This is a genomic window from Xenorhabdus stockiae (genome assembly GCF_002632825.1).
Lineage (GTDB): Bacteria > Pseudomonadota > Gammaproteobacteria > Enterobacterales > Enterobacteriaceae > Xenorhabdus > Xenorhabdus stockiae.
Genome location: NZ_NJAJ01000032.1, coordinates 1 through 20,362 on the forward strand (window position 1 = coordinate 1; position 20,362 = coordinate 20,362).

The 20,362-nt window shown below is 44.9% G+C and carries 20 protein-coding genes; 8 read left to right on the forward strand and 12 right to left on the reverse strand.

From position 1 onward, the window contains the following. Positions 1–275: 275 nt before the first annotated feature. Positions 276–1,502, reverse strand: a complete 1,227-nt coding sequence (rfaL, locus tag Xsto_RS15380) for an O-antigen ligase RfaL (RefSeq protein ID WP_169926658.1) — start codon at positions 1,500–1,502, stop codon at positions 276–278. 386 nt (positions 1,503–1,888) lie between these two features. On the opposite strand from rfaL, the gene Xsto_RS15385 reads away from it, so the two are divergent. The 5 genes from Xsto_RS15385 (at position 1,889) to Xsto_RS15405 (ending at position 6,840) form a co-directional block, all read left to right on the forward strand. Next, the gene (locus Xsto_RS15385; protein WP_099111232.1) at positions 1,889–2,530 is read left to right on the forward strand and encodes a lysophospholipid acyltransferase family protein; all 642 of its coding nucleotides are present in this window, start codon (positions 1,889–1,891) and stop codon (positions 2,528–2,530) included. Then, positions 2,527–3,471, forward strand: a complete 945-nt coding sequence (locus Xsto_RS15390; protein WP_099125612.1) for a phosphatidate cytidylyltransferase — start codon at positions 2,527–2,529, stop codon at positions 3,469–3,471. The genes Xsto_RS15385 and Xsto_RS15390 overlap by 4 nt, the downstream gene beginning before the upstream one ends. 36 nt (positions 3,472–3,507) lie before the next feature. Then, on the forward strand, positions 3,508–4,407 hold the full coding sequence (fieF, locus tag Xsto_RS15395) for a CDF family cation-efflux transporter FieF (protein WP_099125613.1): 900 nt from the start codon (positions 3,508–3,510) through the stop codon (positions 4,405–4,407). A 212-nt stretch (positions 4,408–4,619) separates the two neighbouring features. Then, on the forward strand, positions 4,620–5,597 hold the full coding sequence (pfkA, locus tag Xsto_RS15400) for a 6-phosphofructokinase (RefSeq protein WP_099125614.1): 978 nt from the start codon (positions 4,620–4,622) through the stop codon (positions 5,595–5,597). Positions 5,598–5,847: 250 nt separating this feature from the next. Beyond that, on the forward strand, positions 5,848–6,840 hold the full coding sequence (locus Xsto_RS15405) for a sulfate ABC transporter substrate-binding protein (protein ID WP_099125615.1): 993 nt from the start codon (positions 5,848–5,850) through the stop codon (positions 6,838–6,840). Between the two features lie 65 nt (positions 6,841–6,905). Here the strand turns inward: Xsto_RS15405 and tpiA are convergent, their stop codons facing one another. Further along, positions 6,906–7,673, reverse strand: coding sequence for a triose-phosphate isomerase (gene tpiA / locus Xsto_RS15410; protein ID WP_099125616.1), 768 nt, complete (start codon positions 7,671–7,673; stop codon positions 6,906–6,908). Between the two features lie 263 nt (positions 7,674–7,936). Then, positions 7,937–8,557 carry a DUF1454 family protein gene (locus Xsto_RS15415; RefSeq protein ID WP_099120877.1) on the reverse strand — a complete coding sequence of 207 codons (621 nt, stop codon included), beginning with the start codon at positions 8,555–8,557 and terminating at the stop codon, positions 7,937–7,939. A 77-nt stretch (positions 8,558–8,634) separates the two neighbouring features. On the opposite strand from Xsto_RS15415, the gene Xsto_RS15420 reads away from it, so the two are divergent. Then, the gene (locus Xsto_RS15420) at positions 8,635–9,081 is read left to right on the forward strand and encodes a DUF805 domain-containing protein (protein WP_099111239.1); all 447 of its coding nucleotides are present in this window, start codon (positions 8,635–8,637) and stop codon (positions 9,079–9,081) included. A gap of 34 nt (positions 9,082–9,115) precedes the next feature. Here the strand turns inward: Xsto_RS15420 and fpr are convergent, their stop codons facing one another. Beyond that, positions 9,116–9,862, reverse strand: coding sequence for a ferredoxin--NADP(+) reductase (gene fpr, locus Xsto_RS15425; protein ID WP_099125617.1), 747 nt, complete (start codon positions 9,860–9,862; stop codon positions 9,116–9,118). 421 nt (positions 9,863–10,283) lie between these two features. Between fpr and emrD the strand changes: the two genes are divergently transcribed. Next, positions 10,284–11,468 (forward strand): multidrug efflux MFS transporter EmrD, encoded by a 1,185-nt coding sequence (emrD, locus tag Xsto_RS15430; protein ID WP_099125618.1) that lies wholly within the window; start codon positions 10,284–10,286, stop codon positions 11,466–11,468. Between the two features lie 73 nt (positions 11,469–11,541). On the opposite strand, the gene glpK is transcribed toward emrD, so the two are convergent. Continuing rightward, a complete protein-coding gene (gene glpK / locus Xsto_RS15435) occupies positions 11,542–13,065 on the reverse strand; it encodes a glycerol kinase GlpK (protein ID WP_099111242.1) in 1,524 nt (507 codons plus the stop codon). A gap of 70 nt (positions 13,066–13,135) precedes the next feature. Next, positions 13,136–13,933: an MIP/aquaporin family protein gene (locus tag Xsto_RS15440; protein WP_099111243.1), complete on the reverse strand. Its 798-nt coding sequence runs from the start codon at positions 13,931–13,933 to the stop codon at positions 13,136–13,138. Positions 13,934–14,322: 389 nt separating this feature from the next. Between Xsto_RS15440 and zapB the strand changes: the two genes are divergently transcribed. After that, positions 14,323–14,565, forward strand: coding sequence for a cell division protein ZapB (gene zapB / locus Xsto_RS15445; protein ID WP_099111244.1), 243 nt, complete (start codon positions 14,323–14,325; stop codon positions 14,563–14,565). Between the two features lie 116 nt (positions 14,566–14,681). Here zapB and rraA read toward each other — a convergent pair whose 3' ends face one another. From rraA to cytR, 6 genes are all read right to left on the reverse strand, one after another. Continuing rightward, entirely contained in the window at positions 14,682–15,191 is a 510-nt protein-coding gene (rraA, locus tag Xsto_RS15450) for a ribonuclease E activity regulator RraA (RefSeq protein ID WP_099111245.1), read from the reverse strand. 108 nt (positions 15,192–15,299) lie between these two features. Beyond that, on the reverse strand, positions 15,300–16,220 hold the full coding sequence (locus tag Xsto_RS15455; RefSeq protein ID WP_099125619.1) for a 1,4-dihydroxy-2-naphthoate polyprenyltransferase: 921 nt from the start codon (positions 16,218–16,220) through the stop codon (positions 15,300–15,302). A 110-nt stretch (positions 16,221–16,330) separates the two neighbouring features. Then, positions 16,331–17,662, reverse strand: coding sequence for an ATP-dependent protease ATPase subunit HslU (hslU, locus tag Xsto_RS15460; RefSeq protein WP_099111247.1), 1,332 nt, complete (start codon positions 17,660–17,662; stop codon positions 16,331–16,333). 11 nt (positions 17,663–17,673) lie between these two features. Further along, positions 17,674–18,204, reverse strand: coding sequence for an ATP-dependent protease subunit HslV (hslV, locus tag Xsto_RS15465; RefSeq protein ID WP_099120862.1), 531 nt, complete (start codon positions 18,202–18,204; stop codon positions 17,674–17,676). Between the two features lie 142 nt (positions 18,205–18,346). Next, on the reverse strand, positions 18,347–19,174 hold the full coding sequence (ftsN, locus tag Xsto_RS15470; protein WP_099111249.1) for a cell division protein FtsN: 828 nt from the start codon (positions 19,172–19,174) through the stop codon (positions 18,347–18,349). A 73-nt stretch (positions 19,175–19,247) separates the two neighbouring features. Further along, on the reverse strand, positions 19,248–20,273 hold the full coding sequence (gene cytR / locus Xsto_RS15475; protein ID WP_099125620.1) for a DNA-binding transcriptional regulator CytR: 1,026 nt from the start codon (positions 20,271–20,273) through the stop codon (positions 19,248–19,250). Positions 20,274–20,362: the final 89 nt, after the last annotated feature.

Genomic DNA, 20,362 nt, shown 5'->3' on the forward strand with positions numbered 1-20,362 from the left:
GACAAAACTGCGCCCACTGGGGGATGAAAAGACGACAAAAGTCGTCGACATCGCAGAAAATTTCAACTAACTTGTCCATGGCCTGTTCCTCCCCGGAGTAGTTTTAGGCTTTCACCAAAACTTTGCTCCTGGAACAGGCCTCTCGTCAATTTCTTATCCAGAATTCAGGTTAATTACCTTTAAAATCAAAGTGATAATTTTTCATTAAGCAACTGTAGATGATTTGAAATTTTCTAAAAGTGGACACTTTTGATATCTACAACAGCTTTTGATTACTAATTTTCTATCTCTACTTTATTCAGTCTTTGCTGACAGAGGGCTATCAGTAAACCGAGATAAATACCTAAGGTGTTTAGGTGAACGGTTTCAAAGTTTCCTCTCACGATAAAATATCCAGTGAAAGAGGTGAGCAAGATCAGTGTGGCTTGCTTATAACTGCCGTTATCCTGCTTCCACTGTTTGCCTGATTGTTTCAGGTAAACAAATACCAAAAACAGAAATCCCCCTAATCCTAGTATCCCAGCAGCAAACCATTCGGTCAGGAAAATATTATGGGGACCTAAGGATTCTTTGTATATCCACTTTGGATAGTTTTTAACGTTATCATTATAAATCTGGTCGTAGATCTTATTGCCTGAGCCATAACCTTTGAATGGATTTTCCAGAATTAAGGTTAGGGCTGAACCTTGTGTTCCATTGTGATATCGGTTACTGCTATCGGTTTGAGTTAGTTTATAATTTAAGGTGGCTTCTTTTGTTAGGTAGTCATGTTTAATAGCAAATAAAGCTGTACAAATAATAACGATGCTTGCAAGCAATGTTTTCCAGTTTTTATTCATCAATATCATCATAAAAAACATAACAAAAGCAGCTAGCCAAGCTCCCCTTGCCAGTGTTCCCAGTAGTACAAAAGATACAGATAGAATCAACAAAACTGTCAGTACGAGGCGGATATAATTCTGGGGCTTCTGAAAATGCCAAAGGGCAACTAATACGGGGAAGAAGAATACAATTCCATGGGCTATATTACGGTGATTGTAGTTAGTGAAAGGCATAATGCCGTTCTGATAGTCCTGATAAAATAGGTATATCTCCTTCATCGTGATAAAGAGTAATCCAAGCAGAAATGAGCCGATGATCATTTTCTGAATTTTCAGTTTATCCGTCTGACTTAGCGCTAAAGTAATCAATATGGCAGAAAGTACCACATCTCTAAAAAAAGGTGTTTTTATCTCATGGAAGCTGAGTTTTGGGTCAGGAGAGATAATGACAGAATAAATAGTGGTTAGCGTGAATATTCCCAAAGCCAACACAAGATTATTTTTCAGCGCAGCGAGGCATCCTTTAGGGTTTTTTATGATCCAGTAGAGCGCAGCCAGTGCTATCAAAGCAAAGAATAAGTTTTTATAACGAGTAACACCTGTAACGTAGACGAGTGAAATGTACCCCCCTACGAAAAACGTACTCCAAGATAAATGATTTCTGATTGTTTCTTTAAACATAACCATACCTGAACAAACACGGATTTTAGTGGATATTCTCTATTATTTTAGGCTTTGAGGCACGAATAAATAACAGGGCGATCATGTAAATTCCGTCAGGCAGGTCTCGTAAACCGTAAATTAGGGGGTATTTCAGTTCTTGTTATAAGCTATACACTTCGTCTTTCAAGTTGCCTCTTTGTTGGCCGCGCTCGCTCACCCCAGTCACATAGTTATCTATGCTCCCGGGGATTCACTCTCTTGCCGCCGCGATGCATCTTGAAATCCATTGTGTATATAGGCCTGTTGTTATCTTAGCCAATCTTGATTATCTTACCTGGTTAGTCTATTCAATTAAAAAATCTTATCACTGTTACTCTATATAAAAAGGGATAGGGATACCCTATATGGGAAAAATTTATAAAATCAGTTTGCTGTCGAGAAGCATAGGCGCGATGTTATCGGGCCTGTGTCGTCTCCTGACGGGGGTACGTGCGCGATGGGTTGGTTGCCAGCCATCGACCAAGAGCCGGATTTATTATGCCAATCATTCCAGTCATCTGGATGGATTAGTCATTTGGTCCGGTCTTCCGCCTGTGTTGCGCCATTTGGTGCATCCGGTTGCGGCTCGTGATTATTGGGATAAAACCAAACTTCGCCGTTATCTTATTCATAAGGTATTTTGTGCTGTCTTGATCGAGCGTCAGGGGGAAAACAGTAACAGAAAAGAAATTCTGGCACCGTTGGAAAGTGTTCTGGCGCAAGGGGAGTCTTTGATTATTTTTCCGGAAGGAACTCGTGGGAACGGTGAGAAAATCAATCCGTTCAAGAGTGGTCTGTATCATCTGGCCCGAAAATATCCTGATGCTGAACTTATCCCTGTTTATCTGGAAAATTTAAATCGTGCTTTACCAAAAGGAAAAAGGATATTAATCCCCGTTATTTGTTCGGCGACATTTGGTCAGCCTCTGGATAAATTGGCGGATGATGAAAGTAAGGAAGTCTTTTTACAACGTGCCCAGACTGCATTGGAGGAGCTGGTGTTATGACAGGGATAGATCATGATTTGGTGTTGTTGTTTAGCGGGATTTTTGGCGTACTGATTATTGCCAGTGTGATTGGCGGTATTCTGTCACTCTGTTATTCAGGGGAAAAACGAAACGCAACCATCGATAATCTGAATGCCCGTATTCGTGGCTGGTGGATGATGTGTATTGTTTGTGTGCTGGCCGTAGTTATCGGGCCAATTGGGTCCGTTGTGTTGTTTTCTGTCATGTCTTTTTTTGCCTTGCGCGAATTTATCACTCTCACCCCGACTCGTCGCAGTGACCATGAGGCACTGTTCTGGTGTTTCTTCGGTTTTTTGCCGATTCAGTACGTGTTAGTTGGAATGCAGTGGTACGGGCTGTTTTCGGTGTTTATACCCGTTTATGTTTTTCTGTTTTTACCGGCCCGTATTGCTTTGGTCGGTGATACCACTCACTTTCTGGAGCGTACCGCAAAAATACAGTGGGGAATGCTGGTAACGGTGTTTGCCATTAGCCATGCACCGGCTTTGTTGATGTTAGATATCGCGGAATATCAGGGGCAGAATATCAAGCTATTGCTGTTTTTGATGATTGTGGCGCAAATGTCTGATGTTTTGCAGTATGTGTTCGGGAAATTATTCGGCAAGCGACCGATTGTACCGAAATTAAGCCCGAATAAAACGGTTGAAGGGTTTATCGGCGGTATCTTAGCTTCGGTATTGTTGGGAATGTCACTGTATTGGATAACGCCATTTTCTCCGTGGGTAGCAGGAGGGATGTCACTGGCTATTACCTTGATGGGGTTCATCGGTGGGCTGTGTATGTCAGCGATCAAGCGTGACAGCGGCGTGAAAGATTTTGGTGAGATTATTGAAGGCCACGGCGGTATGTTGGACAGAATCGATTCTCTTTGCTTTTCTGCCCCTATATTTTTCCATTTAACGCGCTATTTTTATACCTGATACAGACCATCCTGAATAACTTTGAGGGCTGTGAATATGGGTATTAATTATGGCCGATGGGTCAGTACTGCTGCACTGGTGGCGACAATACTGGCCAGTATATTGTTAGTTGTGAAGATTTTTGCCTGGTGGTTTACCGGCTCGGTGAGTTTATTGGCGGCACTGGTAGATTCTCTGGTCGATCTGGCTGCTTCTCTGACTAATTTTTTTGTCGTGCGTTATTCCCTTCAGCCAGCGGATGAAGAACATACTTTCGGGCATGGTAAGGCCGAGTCACTGGCTGCTCTTGCCCAAAGTATGTTTGTTTCCGGCTCAGCGATTTTTCTGTTTTTGACCGGCTTTCAGCATTTGTTTTCTCCCCAGCCTTTAGAGCATGCCGCTGTGGGTGTTTGGGTAATCATTATTGCCATTGCTTCAACAAGCTGTCTGGTTATTTTTCAGAAATGGGTGATTAATAAAACTCAAAGTCAGGCTATTCGTGCCGATATGTTGCATTACAAATCTGATTTATTAATGAATGGCGCGATTTTGGTGGCATTGGTTTTGAGTGTCTACGGGTTCCGACGAGCAGATGCTTTATTCGCGTTGGGAATTGGTGTGTATATTCTCTATAGCGCGTTAAGAATGGGATACGATGCGATCCAGTCTTTACTGGATCGAGCCTTGCCAGATGAGGAACGGCAGGAGATTATAGAGATTATCAGAAATTACCCCGGTGTTTCCGGCGGGCATGATCTGCGAACCCGCCAATCGGGGCCGACGAGGTTTATTCAGTTTCATCTTGAAATAGATGATAATTTACCGTTGGTACAGGCTCATGCTTTAGCCGAAGGAATTGAAAATAAATTGCGTGATAGGTTTCCCGGTGCCGATATTATTATCCATCAGGATCCCAACTCTGTTGTTCCTGATGAACATAAAAACAATTGGGATTGATAGAAGAATTTATTCATAATCAAAATAATGTCAAAAAGTAGACAAAAGATTGATGCAGACTGAATGTTTTTCCGTATCATGGGCGCGGTTGAATCAATTCAGCTAATGAATTGGCAATCAAAAATTTAGTGAAATAATCGTCGTGAACCTTCTCTTTTGGAAGGGCAGTCAGCAGATTAGGCAAATATTACATCTATAAGTCAGAGGTCATCATGATCAACAAGATTAAAAGAATCGGAGTCTTAACGAGCGGTGGAGATGCACCGGGTATGAACGCCGCTATTCGTGGAGTTGTTCGTGCCGCTTTAACCGAAGGGTTAGAGGTTTATGGTATTTATGATGGCTATCTGGGGCTGTATGAAAACAGGATGAAAAAGCTCGATCGCTACAGTGTTTCCGACATGATTAACCGTGGCGGCACGTTTTTAGGCTCGGCACGTTTCCCTGAGTTCAGGGATGATAAAGTGCGTGAAATTGCTATCGAAAACATGCGTAAGAATGAAATTGATGCGCTGGTGGTGATTGGTGGTGATGGTTCTTATCTGGGAGCGAAAAAACTGACTGAGGCGGGTTTCCCCTGCATTGGCCTGCCCGGTACGATAGATAATGATGTTGCGGGAACAGATTACACTATCGGTTATTTTACAGCGTTGGATACGGTTGTTGAAGCTATTGACCGTCTGCGCGATACCTCAACCTCCCACAAGCGTATTTCTATTGTTGAAGTGATGGGACGTTACTGCGGTGACTTGACGTTGTCTGCGGCAATTGCAGGTGGATGTGAGTTTATCGTGCTGCCTGAACGTGAAATTCCGTTTGATCGCGAAGAATTGTTGGCTGAAATTCAAGCTGGTATCCAGAAAGGTAAGCGTCATGCCATTGTTGCGATTACGGAGCATGTCTGCGATGTTGATGAGCTGGCAAAATATATTGAAGCGGAAACACGTCACGAAACGCGGGCAACGGTATTAGGTCATATTCAGCGTGGTGGTGCGCCAGTGGCTTATGACCGTATTCTGGCATCACGTATGGGGGCTTATTCTGTTCAGCTGTTGCTGGAAGGATGTGGCGGCCGTTGTGTTGGTATCCAGAACGAAAAACTTGTTCATCATGACATTATTGATGCGGTGCAGAATATGCAGCGTATCTTCAAGAAAGATTGGTTAGAAACAGCGAAGAAACTTTACTAACCTTCATAAGAGCGCTTTTCCGATACAGTCATATGATATTTATATGGCTGTTTTTCTTTTTATCTCTCTCCTTTTCATACGTCATATTCCCATAATGAATAAGTGGAAATTTAAAATTATTTCTGCGGCATAACGCTTTCTGTCAATTTTACGATGAAAATCATACCCAATATTGAGGAGAGCATTTCCGATGATTACGCCTATGAAATGGAAGAGGATGAAATGGAGAATAAGCCGGTATTCCCCATTGATGGTGCTGTTGCTGGTTATTCTGACCGGAGGAAATGCTTGGGCGAAAGATTTACAGCTCCTGAATGTTTCTTATGACCCGACGCGTGAGTTATATCAGCAATATAATCAGGCATTCAGCCAATATTGGCAGCAGAAAACCGGAGATCGGATCACAATCCGGCAATCACACGGTGGTTCAGGCAAACAGGCAACTTCAGTTATCAATGGTCTTCAGGCCGATGTGGTGACACTGGCTCTGGCCTATGATGTGGATGCGATTGCAGAGCGTGGTCGGATTGCCAAAAATTGGCTTCACCGCTTACCCGATAATTCAGCGCCTTACACATCAACTATTGTTTTTCTGGTAAGAAAGGGTAATCCTAAACATATCAAAGATTGGTCAGATTTGGTCCGACCTGATGTTGCGATTGTCACCCCAAATCCTAAAACATCCGGTGGTGCACGCTGGAATTATCTGGCTGCCTGGGGATATGCGCTGGCTCATAATAATCAGGACCAATCTAAGGCAAAAGCCTTCGTGAAGGCGCTGTATAAAAATGTTGAAGTCTTAGACTCCGGTGCCCGTGGCGCAACGAGTACGTTTGTTGAGCGCGGGATTGGGGATGTGTTGATTGCATGGGAAAATGAAGCATTACTGGCAATTCATACGTTAGATAACGGAGAGCAGGGAAAAGGGCAATTTGAAATTGTCACTCCGAGTATGTCTATTCTGGCAGAGCCAACTGTGGCGGTAGTCGATAAAGTTGTCGATAAGCGAGGCACACGTGAATTGGCAACAGAATACTTGAAATACCTGTATTCACCGGTCGGGCAGGAAATTGCCGCAAAAAACTATTATCGTCCTCGTGATAAAACGATTATCGAAAAGTACCGTGCCACCTTTCCTGAGCTGAAATTATTCACTGTTGATGACGTATTTGGTGGCTGGGAAAAAGCGCAGAAAGAACATTTTGCCACAGGTGGGGTATTTGATGAGATTATTCGCCGTTAACTGACCGGTAAGAAAAAAGTCAGAAGGATAATCGCCACTGCGGTGACGATTATCTTTGTAAGTTCTTAGGCTTTTTTCGCTTCAGCTGCTGCCTTCACGATAACGGCAAATGCATCAGCTTTCAGTGATGCTCCGCCAACCAGAGCACCATCAATGTCTGGCTGAGTAAACAATTCTGCTGCGTTGCTGGCGTTAACAGAGCCACCGTATTGAATAATGACTTGCTCAGCGATAGCCGTATCCTGTTTAGCAATGTGATCACGAATGAATTTATGAACAGCCTGTGCTTGTGCAGGAGTGGCGGATTTTCCGGTGCCGATAGCCCAGACAGGTTCGTAAGCAATAACGGTGTTTTTAAACGCTTCTGCGCCCAGTGTGTTCAGAACGGCATCAATCTGGCGCGCACAGACGGCTTCTGTCTGGCCTGCTTCATTTTCTTGTTCAGTTTCCCCAATACACAGAACCGGGATAAGCCCTTGTTCTTTCAGAATAGCGAATTTTTTCGCAATGAACTCATCGCTTTCTTTGTGGTAAGTACGGCGTTCGGAGTGACCGATAATGATATATTTTGCGCCCACATCTTTCAGCATTTCTGCGGAAGTTTCGCCTGTATATGCACCGGAAAGATTAACGCCTACATCTTGAGCACCCAGTGCGATACGGCTACCAGCCAGTGCATTATTTGCCAGAGTGACATAAACAGTTGGTGGTGCAATAGCGACGCCACAGCCGTCAACGTTGCTCAGTTCTTTACGCAGGCCTGCAATCAGGTCGTTAACCATGTGGGTACTGCCATTGAGTTTCCAGTTACCCATAACTAATGGATGTCGCATGTTTTTCCCTCCAACCAGAAAAATAATCAAATTGCGAACTAAATGAATGTGCTCTCGTGAGTAGCGATACGCCATTCTCTATACCCGTCGTCTTGCAAGTTGCCTCTTTGTTGGCTACGCTCGCTCACCCCAGTCACATAGTTATCTATGCTCCCGGGAATTTGCTCCCTTGCCGCCTCGATGCAACTCGAAATCCATAGGGTATATAAATGCAAGGCCGACAGTATAAAGATCATCGGCTCGAATAGCTCTGCGCTATGTCACTAATTTTCATTTGCTGGTACGTCAGATAGTGATAGCTTAATCGGTTCAATAGCGAAGGTCATTATATTTTCGCTGCTGTTTACGATGATATAGCGTATCGCCCCGATTTTTAGACTGTAAAAAGGTTGTGTTTCCGCCATCTTAAAAAGTTTCTCTGTTTGTGTCTGAGCCTGTTCCAGAGAAAGTGTGGGCTCAAACTGGCGGGTTATGGCGGCGATATACTTTTTCGTCAGGAGCAGATTTTGCTCTTTTTCCTGTGCGAGTTGGGATGGCAGTAATGTAATTTGCAGACTCTTAATTTTTTCACTGCCTCTTTCCAGTACGGCGGAAGAGTAGATTTTTTCGTTGATCTTGCTGGCAGCACGGATAAAAGGCAGAGAGATATCGGTGCTCGTAATAACTTTATATTCGTGCAGCAGAATATCAGGATGACTTTTATTGTATTTTTCCCGGAAGGCCGGGATATTGTCTTCAAAAGTCGGGGAATCAGGCAGGAGATACATTAACTGTGGGCGCAGATCTGGTGTGACAGAAGGCTCACCTGCAGTGCTTGAGAATGGTAAACCGATACCAAAAGCGATTAATATTGTCAGCAGAAGTTTATTTATGCCTGTTTTCATGTTGTTACTCGCCGAATGTAAGTCGCGGAAAAAGTGTCAATGGCAGAAAAACAGTATCCACAATTGGGAAAGAATACATGACATTACAACAATGGGGATTTTCATTCAAAGGTCGCATCGGGCGACGGGAGTTCTGGATCGGAATTGGTATCTGTTTTGCTCTGATTTTTATTCTCCTCACTCTGCATGGAATGAATGTTCTCCCCATGAATTTTGCGGCAGTATGCACGGCACTGATATTGTATCCGACAGCGGCGATTTTTTCGAAGCGCCTGCATGATCGCAATAAACGCGGAGGGTGGGCGTTATTGCTGATATTGGCCTGGTTTTTGCTCTCTCTCGACTGGAATATGCTAGCACCCATATGGCAGTGGGGAATTGGCCGTTTTATCCCGACACTGATTTTTGTCATGATCATACTGGACTGTGGAGTATTCCGGGGTACGGAAGGTGCAAACCGTTTTGGTGAATCGGCAGAAATGGTTGAGTACATCTCTGCCGGCAATTCTGCACAAAAACATTAAATGGTCATATATCCAATGAGTTGATTTATGAACACTACCAGTATTGTTCACTGGTCACATGCCCCGGCTTACGGCGCAGGTGCTTTGTCATGCCACGTTGTTCTTTAAGCAATTGTTGGGTATCTCTGACCATCTGGGGGTTTCCGCATAACATCACGTGGCTGTTTTCTGCCTGCATTGATAAGCCGATAGCTGATTCCAGTTCACCATTTTCAATCAGTGCCGGAATTCTCCCCATTAGCGAATTCTGGCATTGTTCCCGGCTAACGATGGTCTGGATCCACAATTTCCCCTGAAACGTTTTTTCCAGTTGCCGCATGAGAGGCAAATAACTTAAATCCTGCTCCCATCTGACTGCATGAACTAAGATAATATTTTCAAACCGCTCCAAATCATTTCCCAGCTGGAGAATGGAAAGATAAGGCCCTATACCTGTTCCGGTTGAGAGCATCCAGAGGTTTTGGCAATCAGGGATTTCATCAAGAACAAAAAAACCGGCTGCCTGTTCTGTCACCAGAACTTCATCACCGACCTGCAAAGTGGCAAGCTGAGGGCTGAGTTTTCCATTCGGTACAGTGACTAAATAAAATTCAAGACTATTGTCATTGGGAGCGTTGATATAAGAATAGGCTCTCTGGATACGTTCCTCTTCAATTTCGAGAGCAAGTTTTGCAAATTGGCCAGCAGTAAATTTTTCTATTGGTGCATGTAGCTTGATACTGAATAGTGAATCTGTCCAATTGGTGACGTCAGTGACTTTTCCTGTAACCCAGTTTGCCATTGCATTTAGCCTCTCTGCACTATTACGAAAGAAAATTATACGAAATAAAATTTTACAGAATGAAATTGTACGGAGTGAGTGACTCATCACTCGGTGATTCTACGCGATTGAGGGAAATAGGCTTATCGATTACGTGTTGCAGTCTAATTAACTGTATTTTCGTTGTATTTTAAGATGGATATGTACACTTTTATTGACATTGCAGAGTAATGTGACTGCAATTTTTTCCTCATGTAAAATTGTATACTGCCGATAAAAAATATACATTGCTCGGGAAAATTTAATCTAGTGAAGTCTGTAGTCAGGTTTGTTCATTAATAACCTGAGGGCTTCACTGTTGCCGTTATACCCATCTGATTGATAGGGAATGTACCTTAATCAGGCGGTATATTTTGCTTAAATAAAATTGTATGTAAATGCGATGAGAAAAATAGCACATTTCAATTTATTGCTGATGTTAATTGCGTTAGCCGCTGTTGGGCAGATGACTCAGACAATTTATGTTCCGGTGATTGCTGATATAGCGAATAGCTTTGGTAAGCCGGCGGGGGAAGTCCAACGGGTTATGGCGGCCTATTTATTCGCTTATGGGTTTTCACAGCTCTTTTATGGGCCACTGTCGGATAAAGTCGGCCGTCGCCCCGTGATTTTGGCAGGAATGTCAGTTTTTCTGGTTGCTACGATATGTGCACTGTTTTCTTCCAGTTTATTGGCATTGGTGATAGTCAGTGTATTTCAGGGACTGGGAACGGGAGTCGCAGGCGTAATGATACGTACTGTGCCAAGAGATTTATATACCGGAGCATCGCTGCGTTGTGCCAATAGTCTGTTGAATATGGCGATACTGGTCAGCCCGTTATTAGCACCGATGATTGGTGGTGTCGTGGGCCATTATTTTGGCTGGCGTGCCTGTTATTGGTTTTTATTGTTGCTGGGTTCAGGCGTGCTCCTGTTTTTATTCCGGCATTTCCCGGAAACCCGTCCGGAGCAGACAACGCAGAGCACAATGCTGGTTTCTTTCCATCAGCTGCTATCCAATGGCATTTTTGTTTCTTATCTGATTATGCTGATTGGCGGTCTGGCGGGAGTGGCTGTGTTTGAAGCTAGCTGTGGAGTTTTGCTCGGCGCTGTTTTAGGGCTGGATAGTTTAACAGTCAGTATTTTGTTTATTCTGCCTATTCCTGCTGCATTTCTGGGAGCATGGTATGCAGGGCGTGAAAACAAAACGTTTTATCAGCTGGTGTGGAATGCTGTTATTTGCTGTCTGTTGGCGGGAACATTGATGTGGTTGCCCGGCTGGTTCGGCATTATGAATGTCTGGACGTTGTTGCTTCCGGCTGCGCTGTTCTTTTTTGGGGCGGGTATGTTATTTCCGCTGGCGACGACGGGTGCTATGGAACCCTTCCCTTATCTGGCTGGAGCGGCAGGTGCGCTGGTGGGTGGGTTACAGAATGTAGGATCTGGTGTGGCTACATGGCTATCGGCGATGCTGCCACAAAATAGCCAATTCAGCGTGGGTATGCTGATGTTCTGTATGGCGTTACTTATTTTATTGTGTTGGCTGCCAATCTCTCAGAGGATCCAGCAGCAGGAACGTACTGTCTGAGATATTCATTGAATTATCGGATACTAAAAAGCTCTGACGCTAATCTGTCAGAGCTTTCGCATATATGCGCTTTTTAAGCGCGGTCTTCCCATTCCTGAGCACGGGCAACAGCTTTTTTCCAGCCATTGTATTTGTGGTTACGCTCTGTGGTTTCTATGCCAGGGCGGAATTCTTTTTCGATGGTCGCTTTACTTTTCACTTCATCAAGATCCTTCCAGAAGCCGACAGCCAGACCAGCAAGGAATGCCGCACCTAATGCAGTACTTTCACGAACTTCAGGGCGCTCTACACGGGTGCCGAGGATGTCTGACTGGAACTGCATCAGGAAATTATTCGCAACCGCTCCACCATCTACGCGCAGCGCCTGTAAACGTGCACCGGAATCAGCCTGCATTGCATCCAGTACATCACGGGTCTGATAAGCGATTGATTCAAGCGTTGCTCGGATAATGTGGTTGCTGTTTGCTCCGCGGGTCAGCCCAAAAATGGCACCACGGGCGTACGGGTCCCAATAAGGCGCACCAAGCCCGGTAAAGGCCGGAACAACATAAACGCCATTGCTGTCTTGTACTTTTGTGGCGAAGTATTCGGAGTCTGCTGCATCAGCGATGAGTTTCAGTTCATCACGCAGCCACTGGATTGAGGCTCCTCCCACGAATACGGCACCTTCCAGAGCGTAATTCACTTCTCCCCGTGGGCCACAGGCTATAGTGGTCAGCAAACCATGGCTGGAGCGTACTGCATCGGTGCCGGTATTCATCAGCAGGAAGCAGCCAGTGCCATAAGTATTTTTTGCCATGCCCGGATGGACACATAATTGACCGTACAGTGCGGCTTGCTGATCGCCTGCGATACCTGCGATAGGAATACGAGTACCGCCTTTACCGCCGATATTAGTCTGACCATAAATCTCCGAGGAGGCAGCAACTTTTGGCAGCATAACGCGAGGAATATCCAGCTCATCAAGGATCTTCTGATCCCAGTCGAGGTCATGGATGTTAAACAGCATAGTGCGGGAAGCGTTGGTATAGTCGGTAACATGTACGCGACCTTGTGTCATTTTCCAGACCAGCCAGGTATCAACGGTACCAAACAGCAGTTCACCATTTTCAGCGCGATGGCGGACACCCTCAACGTTATCCAGAATCCATTTTATTTTTGTTCCGGAAAAGTAAGGGTCGATAACCAGACCAGTGTTATGACGGATATACTCTTCCAGACCTTCTTTTTTCTTCAGGCGGGTACAGATATCTGCGGTTCGGCGACATTGCCATACAATGGCATTGTAAACGGGTTTACCTGTCTCTTTTTCCCAGACAATCGTTGTTTCCCGTTGATTCGTGATCCCGATACTGGCAATTTGGTCTGAGCGAATATCGGCTTTTGCCAATACTTCAACCAGCGTTGAGCTTTGGCTGGCCCAAATTTCCATTGGATCATGCTCTACCCAGCCTGGTTTAGGGTATATTTGCGGAAATTCACGTTGTGAAATACTGACAATATTGGCATCGTGATCAAGAATCACCGCCCTTGAGCTGGTTGTTCCCTGATCCAACGCAACGATATATTTTTTATCAGTGATATTTTCTGTTGTCATAACTATAACCTGGTCTTATTTAATAATTTTTTATTTTTTAATCTGTTATCATCTCTAAATATAGGCAAAACTAATTTTCACGTGGTAAATGACGGGAAATTAATTTGCGGTAACCAAATGCACCCAGTATGGCGCCAATAATAGGGGCTACCAATGGAACAAGGAAATAAGGGATGTCCCGACCTCCGGTCAGAGCAATATTTCCCCATCCGGCAAAATAAGCAACTAATTTAGGTCCAAAATCACGAGCGGGATTCAGAGCAAATCCGGTCAGAGGACCAAAAGAACCACCGATAACGGCAATCAGAATACCGATAATCAATGGTGCCAAAGGGCCACGTGGAATACCGTTGCCGTCGTCTGTCAGAGCCAGGATCAGGCAAAGCAAAACAGCCGCGATGATAACTTCAACAATAAATGCATGGAATACGGATATTTGTGTTGCAGGGTAAGTGGAAAAGACGCCAGCCGTGAAAAGACTTTCTTGCGACCCACGAGCAATGTTGTGAACTTGCTCATAATCAAGGAAAAGGTTGTAATACATCATATAGACAAGAGCTGCGGCGACAAAACCGCCTAGCATTTGGGCAATGATGTAAGGGAGTACTTTTTTTCTGTCAAAACTGGCAAATAGGCATAGAGCAATAGTTACTGCGGGATTAAGGTGTGCACCAGAAATGCCGGCAGTAAGGTAAACAGCCAGGGCGACACCAAAGCCCCAGATAATGCTGATTTCCCACAGTCCAAGTTGTGCACCTGCAAGACGTGCGGCAGCAACACAGCCTAAGCCGAAGAAAACAAGCAATGCTGTACCCAGAAACTCTGAAATACATTGACCTGATAATGTTGGAGTGGTGGTCTGGCCCATTTCTATATCCTATAAAAAGTACAGAGAGGAGATTAATTATTAGTCCTTTCTTGCTGCGTTCTGATTACGCAGAGAAAGGTGGTGTGAATTTATCGTTAATGAGCGGAAACGAGAAATAGCGAAATTGAAATCTGCGTGTTGCGTCAACAAAATGAGCGAATTCGCATTTAATTGGGGTTTTATTCATCGTTAAAATGTGATCTTATCTTCATTTAGGATTAGTCACTATATTTCTCGTCATACCCGGTAAATTTCGGGTTACCTCACGTAATAAATAGGGAGGTCGCTCGTAAGATGGAGGGTATATGCCACACATTAGAAGTATGAAACTAGACAGTCGTTAACAGGCTAAATACAATCAAGGCATTGCTTATAAGAGGGGCTCGAGAATGTCATTTGAAGTTTTTGAAAAGCTGGAATCTAAAGTTCAGCAGGCAATTGATACCATTACTTTGCTGCAAATGGAAATTGAAGAATTAAAAGAACAGAACGCAGTGTTATCTCAGGATGTCCAGAATGCGACAGACAGCCGTGATTCACTGGTACGTGAAAATGAGCAGCTCAAACAAGAACAATCAGCATGGCAAGAACGCTTACGTACCTTGTTGGGTAAAATGGAAGACGTGCAATAAAGTATCCGCTGGCTTTACCGAAAGATAGTTTTGCAGAAATTATTTTGCAAAAAAAGGGCGATAATTACTGCGCCCTTTTTTATCATTATCAGGAGTGATGGCTGGGCTATAATTTATTACACTTCATCATTATCTTCATCCCCATCTATTTCCAGCGGAACTTCTGACAAAATCATTCCTGTGTTGTCTGCATAAAGATAATCACCGGAAAAGAAAGTCACTCCGCCAAAATTTACTCTGATATCGCTGTCCCCGATGCCTTCACTGCTGGAGCCTGCAGGAATTGCTGCCATCGCCTGAATACCAATATCAAATTCAGCAAGGTAATCTACCTGACGCACAGCGCCATAAATGACGATACCTTCCCATTCGTTATTGACAGCAAGCTGGGCCAGCTCGGCATCGAGCAGAGCCTTGCGTACCGATCCGCCACCATCAACCAGTAAAATGCGCCCGCGTCCCGGCTCTTCCAGCAAGTCATAGAGCAGTCCGTTGTCTTCAAAACATTTCACCGTGATGATTTGACCACCAAATGAAGTACGCCCACCAAAGTTGGAAAATAATGGTTCTACCACATTCACATCTTCTTGATAGATATCACAAAGTTCGGAAGTATCATATTTCATGGGATTTACGTCTGGTTTATGCAAGGAACGGACAGTATATCCTTTTAAGACTAGCGTTGGCAAAATCATCAATCTTAAAACGTGAGGATAAAATTGATATGTACTCGCTTAATTAAGTATCAGTCCAATCGAAAACAGGATATTGGTCAGAAGTGCCACTTTGACCATCTGTACTAATTGAGGGCGCATACCTTCGGCTGTTGGATCGCGCAGTACCTGTAGTACATGTTTCAATAGCATGGGAAATGCCAGTAAAAATAACCAGCCATACCCGTTGTTGTTCAGGTACAGAAGTGTAAAGGCGATAAAGCAGAACATTGCCCCCGTAAGCAGAGCAGCATGATAATAGCGGGCTTTTTTGCCACCGAGCCTGACTGCCAGTGTATTTTTGCCATTCTGGCTGTCTGTTTCGATATCCCGCAGGTTATTAATATTCAGTACGGCTACGGAGAGTAAACCACAGGCAGTTGCTGGCAGAACGGTACTTAAGGAAAAAGTATGCGCTTGTAAATAATACGTGCCAAGAACACTGAGCCAGCCAAAGAAAATCAGGACAGAAAGGTCACCCAGCCCCATATAGCCATAAGGTTTGGTACCAACGGTATAAGTAATGGCTGCAATAATTGCCAGTAAACCTAATCCCAGAAAACCAATAATATCTCCAAGGCTATGACAGGCTGCGGCAATAAGCGCAATGCCTGACAAACAGGAGAGCAGCACGGTAATTTTTAACGCGGTTTTCATTTGTTGGGCTGTAATCAGGCCCTTCTGCATACCCCGCATTGGGCCGATACGCTTTTCGGTATCACTGCCTTTGGCGACGTCACCATAATCATTAGCAAGGTTAGACAGAATTTGCAGCAGGGAGGCAGTCAGGAAGGCTAGTAATGCCACAGGCCAGCTAAAATGACCGGTCCATGAAGCAAGGGCTGAACCTGTCATAATTGCTGCTATCGCCAGCGGGAGGGTTTTCGGACGCAAACTTTCCAGCCATGCCTGCATTTGACTACTTGTCGTTGTTGAGTTCATATTGTCATCAAATATGTCATATGTGATAAATTTTGATTTAAGCAGAATAGAGAAATGGGAGGCAAGCCTCCCATTCCATTTTTACTGTTACTAAGCAGGATCCAGATCAATTACAGGATGAATCGACTCAGATCTTCATCAGCGACCAGTTCGTCTAAGTGTGATTTGACGTAGTCAGCGTTGATTTCAACTGATTGCCCCTGAGATTCGCTGGCGTCGAAAGAGATATCTTCCATCATGCGCTCAAGAACAGTATGCAGGCGGCGGGCACCAATATTTTCGGTTGTTTCATTAACCTGCCATGCTGCTTCTGCGATTTTGCGAATACCATCAGTGGTAAATTCAATGTGCATGCCTTCTGTTGCCATTAATGCCTTGTACTGTTCTGTCAGTGAAGCATTTGGTTCAGTCAGGATGCGTTCAAAATCTTCGGTAGTTAATGCTTCCAGTTCGACACGGATAGGCAGACGGCCCTGTAGCTCTGGGATCAAATCGGAAGGGCTGGAAACCTGAAATGCGCCGGAAGCAATGAACAGAATATGGTCAGTTTTTACCATGCCATGTTTGGTGGAAACCGTACAGCCTTCAACCAATGGCAGCAAGTCACGCTGGACACCTTCACGGGAAACATCCGGGCCGGAGGTTTGGCCACGCTTACAGATTTTATCGATTTCATCAATAAAGACGATACCGTGCTGTTCAACGGCATCAATTGCCTGCTGTTTCAGCTCTTCAGGATTCACCAGCTTCGCAGCTTCTTCTTCCACCAGCAGCTTGAATGCGTCTTTGATCTTCATCTTACGGCTTTTTTGACGCTGACCAGACAGGTTCTGGAACATGGACTGCAACTGATTAGTCATTTCTTCCATGCCCGGAGGTGCCATGATCTCAACACCAACCGGGGCAGCTGCCACTTCGATTTCGATCTCTTTCTCATCCAGCTGACCTTCACGCAGTTTCTTGCGGAATGCCTGACGGGTAGAGGATTGTTCTGGCTGCTCTTCAGCTTGTCCCCAGTTGTTTTTCGCTGGTGGTAGCAGAACATCCAGAATACGTTCTTCTGCCAGTTCTTCAGCGCGATAGCGGTTTTTCTCAATGGATTGCAGGCGTACCATTTTTACTGCCGCATCAGTCAGATCGCGGATGATGGAATCAACTTCCTTACCGACATAACCCACTTCAGTGAATTTTGTTGCTTCAACTTTGATAAAAGGCGCATTGGCCAGTTTAGCCAGACGACGGGCGATTTCGGTTTTACCTACACCAGTTGGGCCAATCATCAGAATATTTTTCGGAGTCACTTCATAACGCAGTGATTCATCCAACTGCATACGACGCCAGCGGTTACGCAGAGCGATGGCAACAGCACGCTTTGCTTTATCCTGACCGATAATGTGGTTGTCAAGTTCGCTGACAATTTCGCGAGGAGTCATTTCAGACATGCTATCTATCCTTACGCTTTTGAAGGCAGTTCTTCGAAGTTATGATTTTGGTTGGTGTAGATACAGATATCGCCAGCGATAGTCAGGGCGCGTTCTGCAATTTCCCGGGCACTGAGTTCAGTGGTTTCCAGCATTGCGCGCGCAGCTGCCTGTGCATATGAGCCACCGGAGCCAATAGCGATGAGATCATTTTCTGGCTGAATTACGTCACCATTACCTGTAATAATCAGAGATGCATTTTCATCTGCAACAGCAAGCAGGGCTTCCAGCTTACGGAGCATTCTGTCTGTCCGCCAATCTTTTGCAAGTTCAACAGCAGCTTTGGTCAGGTGGCCCTGATGCATTTCCAGTTTGCGTTCAAACAGCTCGAACAGGGTGAAGGCATCAGCGGTACCGCCGGCAAAACCCGCGATAACCTTGTCATTATAAAGGCGGCGTACCTTACGGACATTGCCTTTCATAACGGTATGGCCCATTGTTGCTTGTCCATCACCACCGATGACGACCTGGCCATTACGGCGAACACTTACGATTGTAGTCACGAGTTAGCCCCTGGTTACAAAATAGAAGATGGTACACACGATACTTTTACTTACCAAAACCTTGGCTGTAAGCCACAATTGTTTATCAAAAGCAGCGTGTGCACGTTATTAGAAATCAAGATGGGGGGAACTTTTTGGTTTTTCAACCCCCGGCAGGGCGGAGAATACAGCTGGGAATACCTGTATTAGTCACACGTCTGTGCATTTTTTCTGCACTTTCTCTGTTTTTATACGGCCCTAATACCACCCGATTCCAACTGTCCTTGGTTGTGATCTTACTCTCAATACCTGCCAGCGCAAGGTTGGCACGGACAGATTCCGCCTGTTCCATCGTACGGAACGAACCGCATTGTAACATTATTCGGGAGCCATTCGTCTCTGTCTTGGGCTTATTGGTTTCATTGGGTGCTTGCGATTGAGGAACCTGAGCCTGAGGCGACGGTAGTGGCACTGACGGCTTATTTTGCTGTGGTGTGTATTCTGAAAGCGGCTGTTGTGACGGTGGATTGATAATCACACGTGAGCGGGGTACTGGCTCACTGTTATAGGGGACTTCAGCCAATTGGACAGGCGTCTGGCGCATGTCGGCCTGCATCTGTTCAAGTAACTGGCGCTGTTCTGGGGTCAGTTCCGCTGGCCGGTTGTTTGGCTGGCCGGTTGTTAACGATGGATCCTGAATTGATGGCAGACCCACAGGCCGGTTTTCCAGCTCCTTAATATAGCTCCAGCGTTCTTCTGGTTTTGGTGGCAGACTATGGCCTTTAGGCTGGTGAGCAACTGGCGGTATATTTTTTTCACTTTCATGTTTAGTGTGTACGATGAAATAAAGCCCGCCAATAAATGTGACGACCAGAGCTACAGCAATGACTAATAGTGTTTTAGGCAGCCCTTTAGCCTGATTTTTTTTCTTACCAGAACCTTTCTTGCGGGGATTAGAATGCCCGCGACCCACATAATCTCGTTGTGCCACTGTATTTAATTCGCTGAGTTATAAAAAAATTAAGGAATAGATACCTAATGTTACTGAACATGTCTTTATTTGCCTAGCTTTTAGGCGAACAAGTACTTCCTCGAATAAGAAGTTCTGCATCCAGTAATCGTGAACCTTTCGAAACCATACGGCCCTGAAGCTGTTCCAGCAGCAAAAGCATTGAGTTATGCCCAATTTCATAACATGGCTGTGCCACGGTTGTCAGAGGGGGGTCGCTATATTGCGCTGTGTTGATATTATCAAAACCAATAATGGAAAGATCTTCTGGTAATTTTAACCCCATTTTTTTAGCTTGCCACATTGCGCCGATAGCCATGACATCACTATGGCAGAAAATAGCACTGGGTGGATTTCTTAGAGTGAGCAGTTTTTCTGCTAATTCAGCGCCACTTTCGTGAGTAAAATCGCCTCTGATAATGTATTCATCCCGGATAGGCAGACCGGCACGGCGTAATGCCTGAATGTAACCCTGAAGCCGGTATTGGCACAGGGGCATTGATTCTGGGCCGGTGATACAGGCAATGCGCTTATGGCCTAGAGCTTGCAGGTGGTGCGTGGCATTGAAGGCAGAGGTCAGGTTATCAATGTGGACGGTGGGAAGTTCCAGCTCAGGCGCAAATTCGTTGGCCATCACCATAGGAGGCATATTTTTCTGTTCTTCTTTGGAAACATCGAATGGAATGTTTGAACCGAGCAGTATCATGCCATCAATGCGTTTGGTGATAAGCAGGTTAATAAAGGCATGTTCCTGCTGTTGCTGGTGTTTACAGTCACCAATCAGAACCAGATAACCATGTTGTGCTGCGGCCTCTTCAATACCACGGATAATTTCATTGAAGAAAGGGTCGCAGATATTAGGAACAATGACCAGAATTGCTCTGGATTCATTCCGTCTTAAATTTTTCGCGAGATTATGGGGATAGTAACCCACTTCCAGTACTGCATTTTCTACTTTTTGGCGGGTGTGCGCAGAAACTTTATCAGGATTCATTAGCGTTCTTGATACAGTTGCGGTAGAAACACCCGCTACTTTGGCTACATCTTTCATTGTCGCCAATGCACAATTCTTTTTTTCCATAGCCGCTCCTCGCTTTCTACTGGCAGTGAAACGATTGCTATACCCTTCGTCTTTCAAGTTGCCTCTTTGTTGGTTGCGCTTGCTCACCC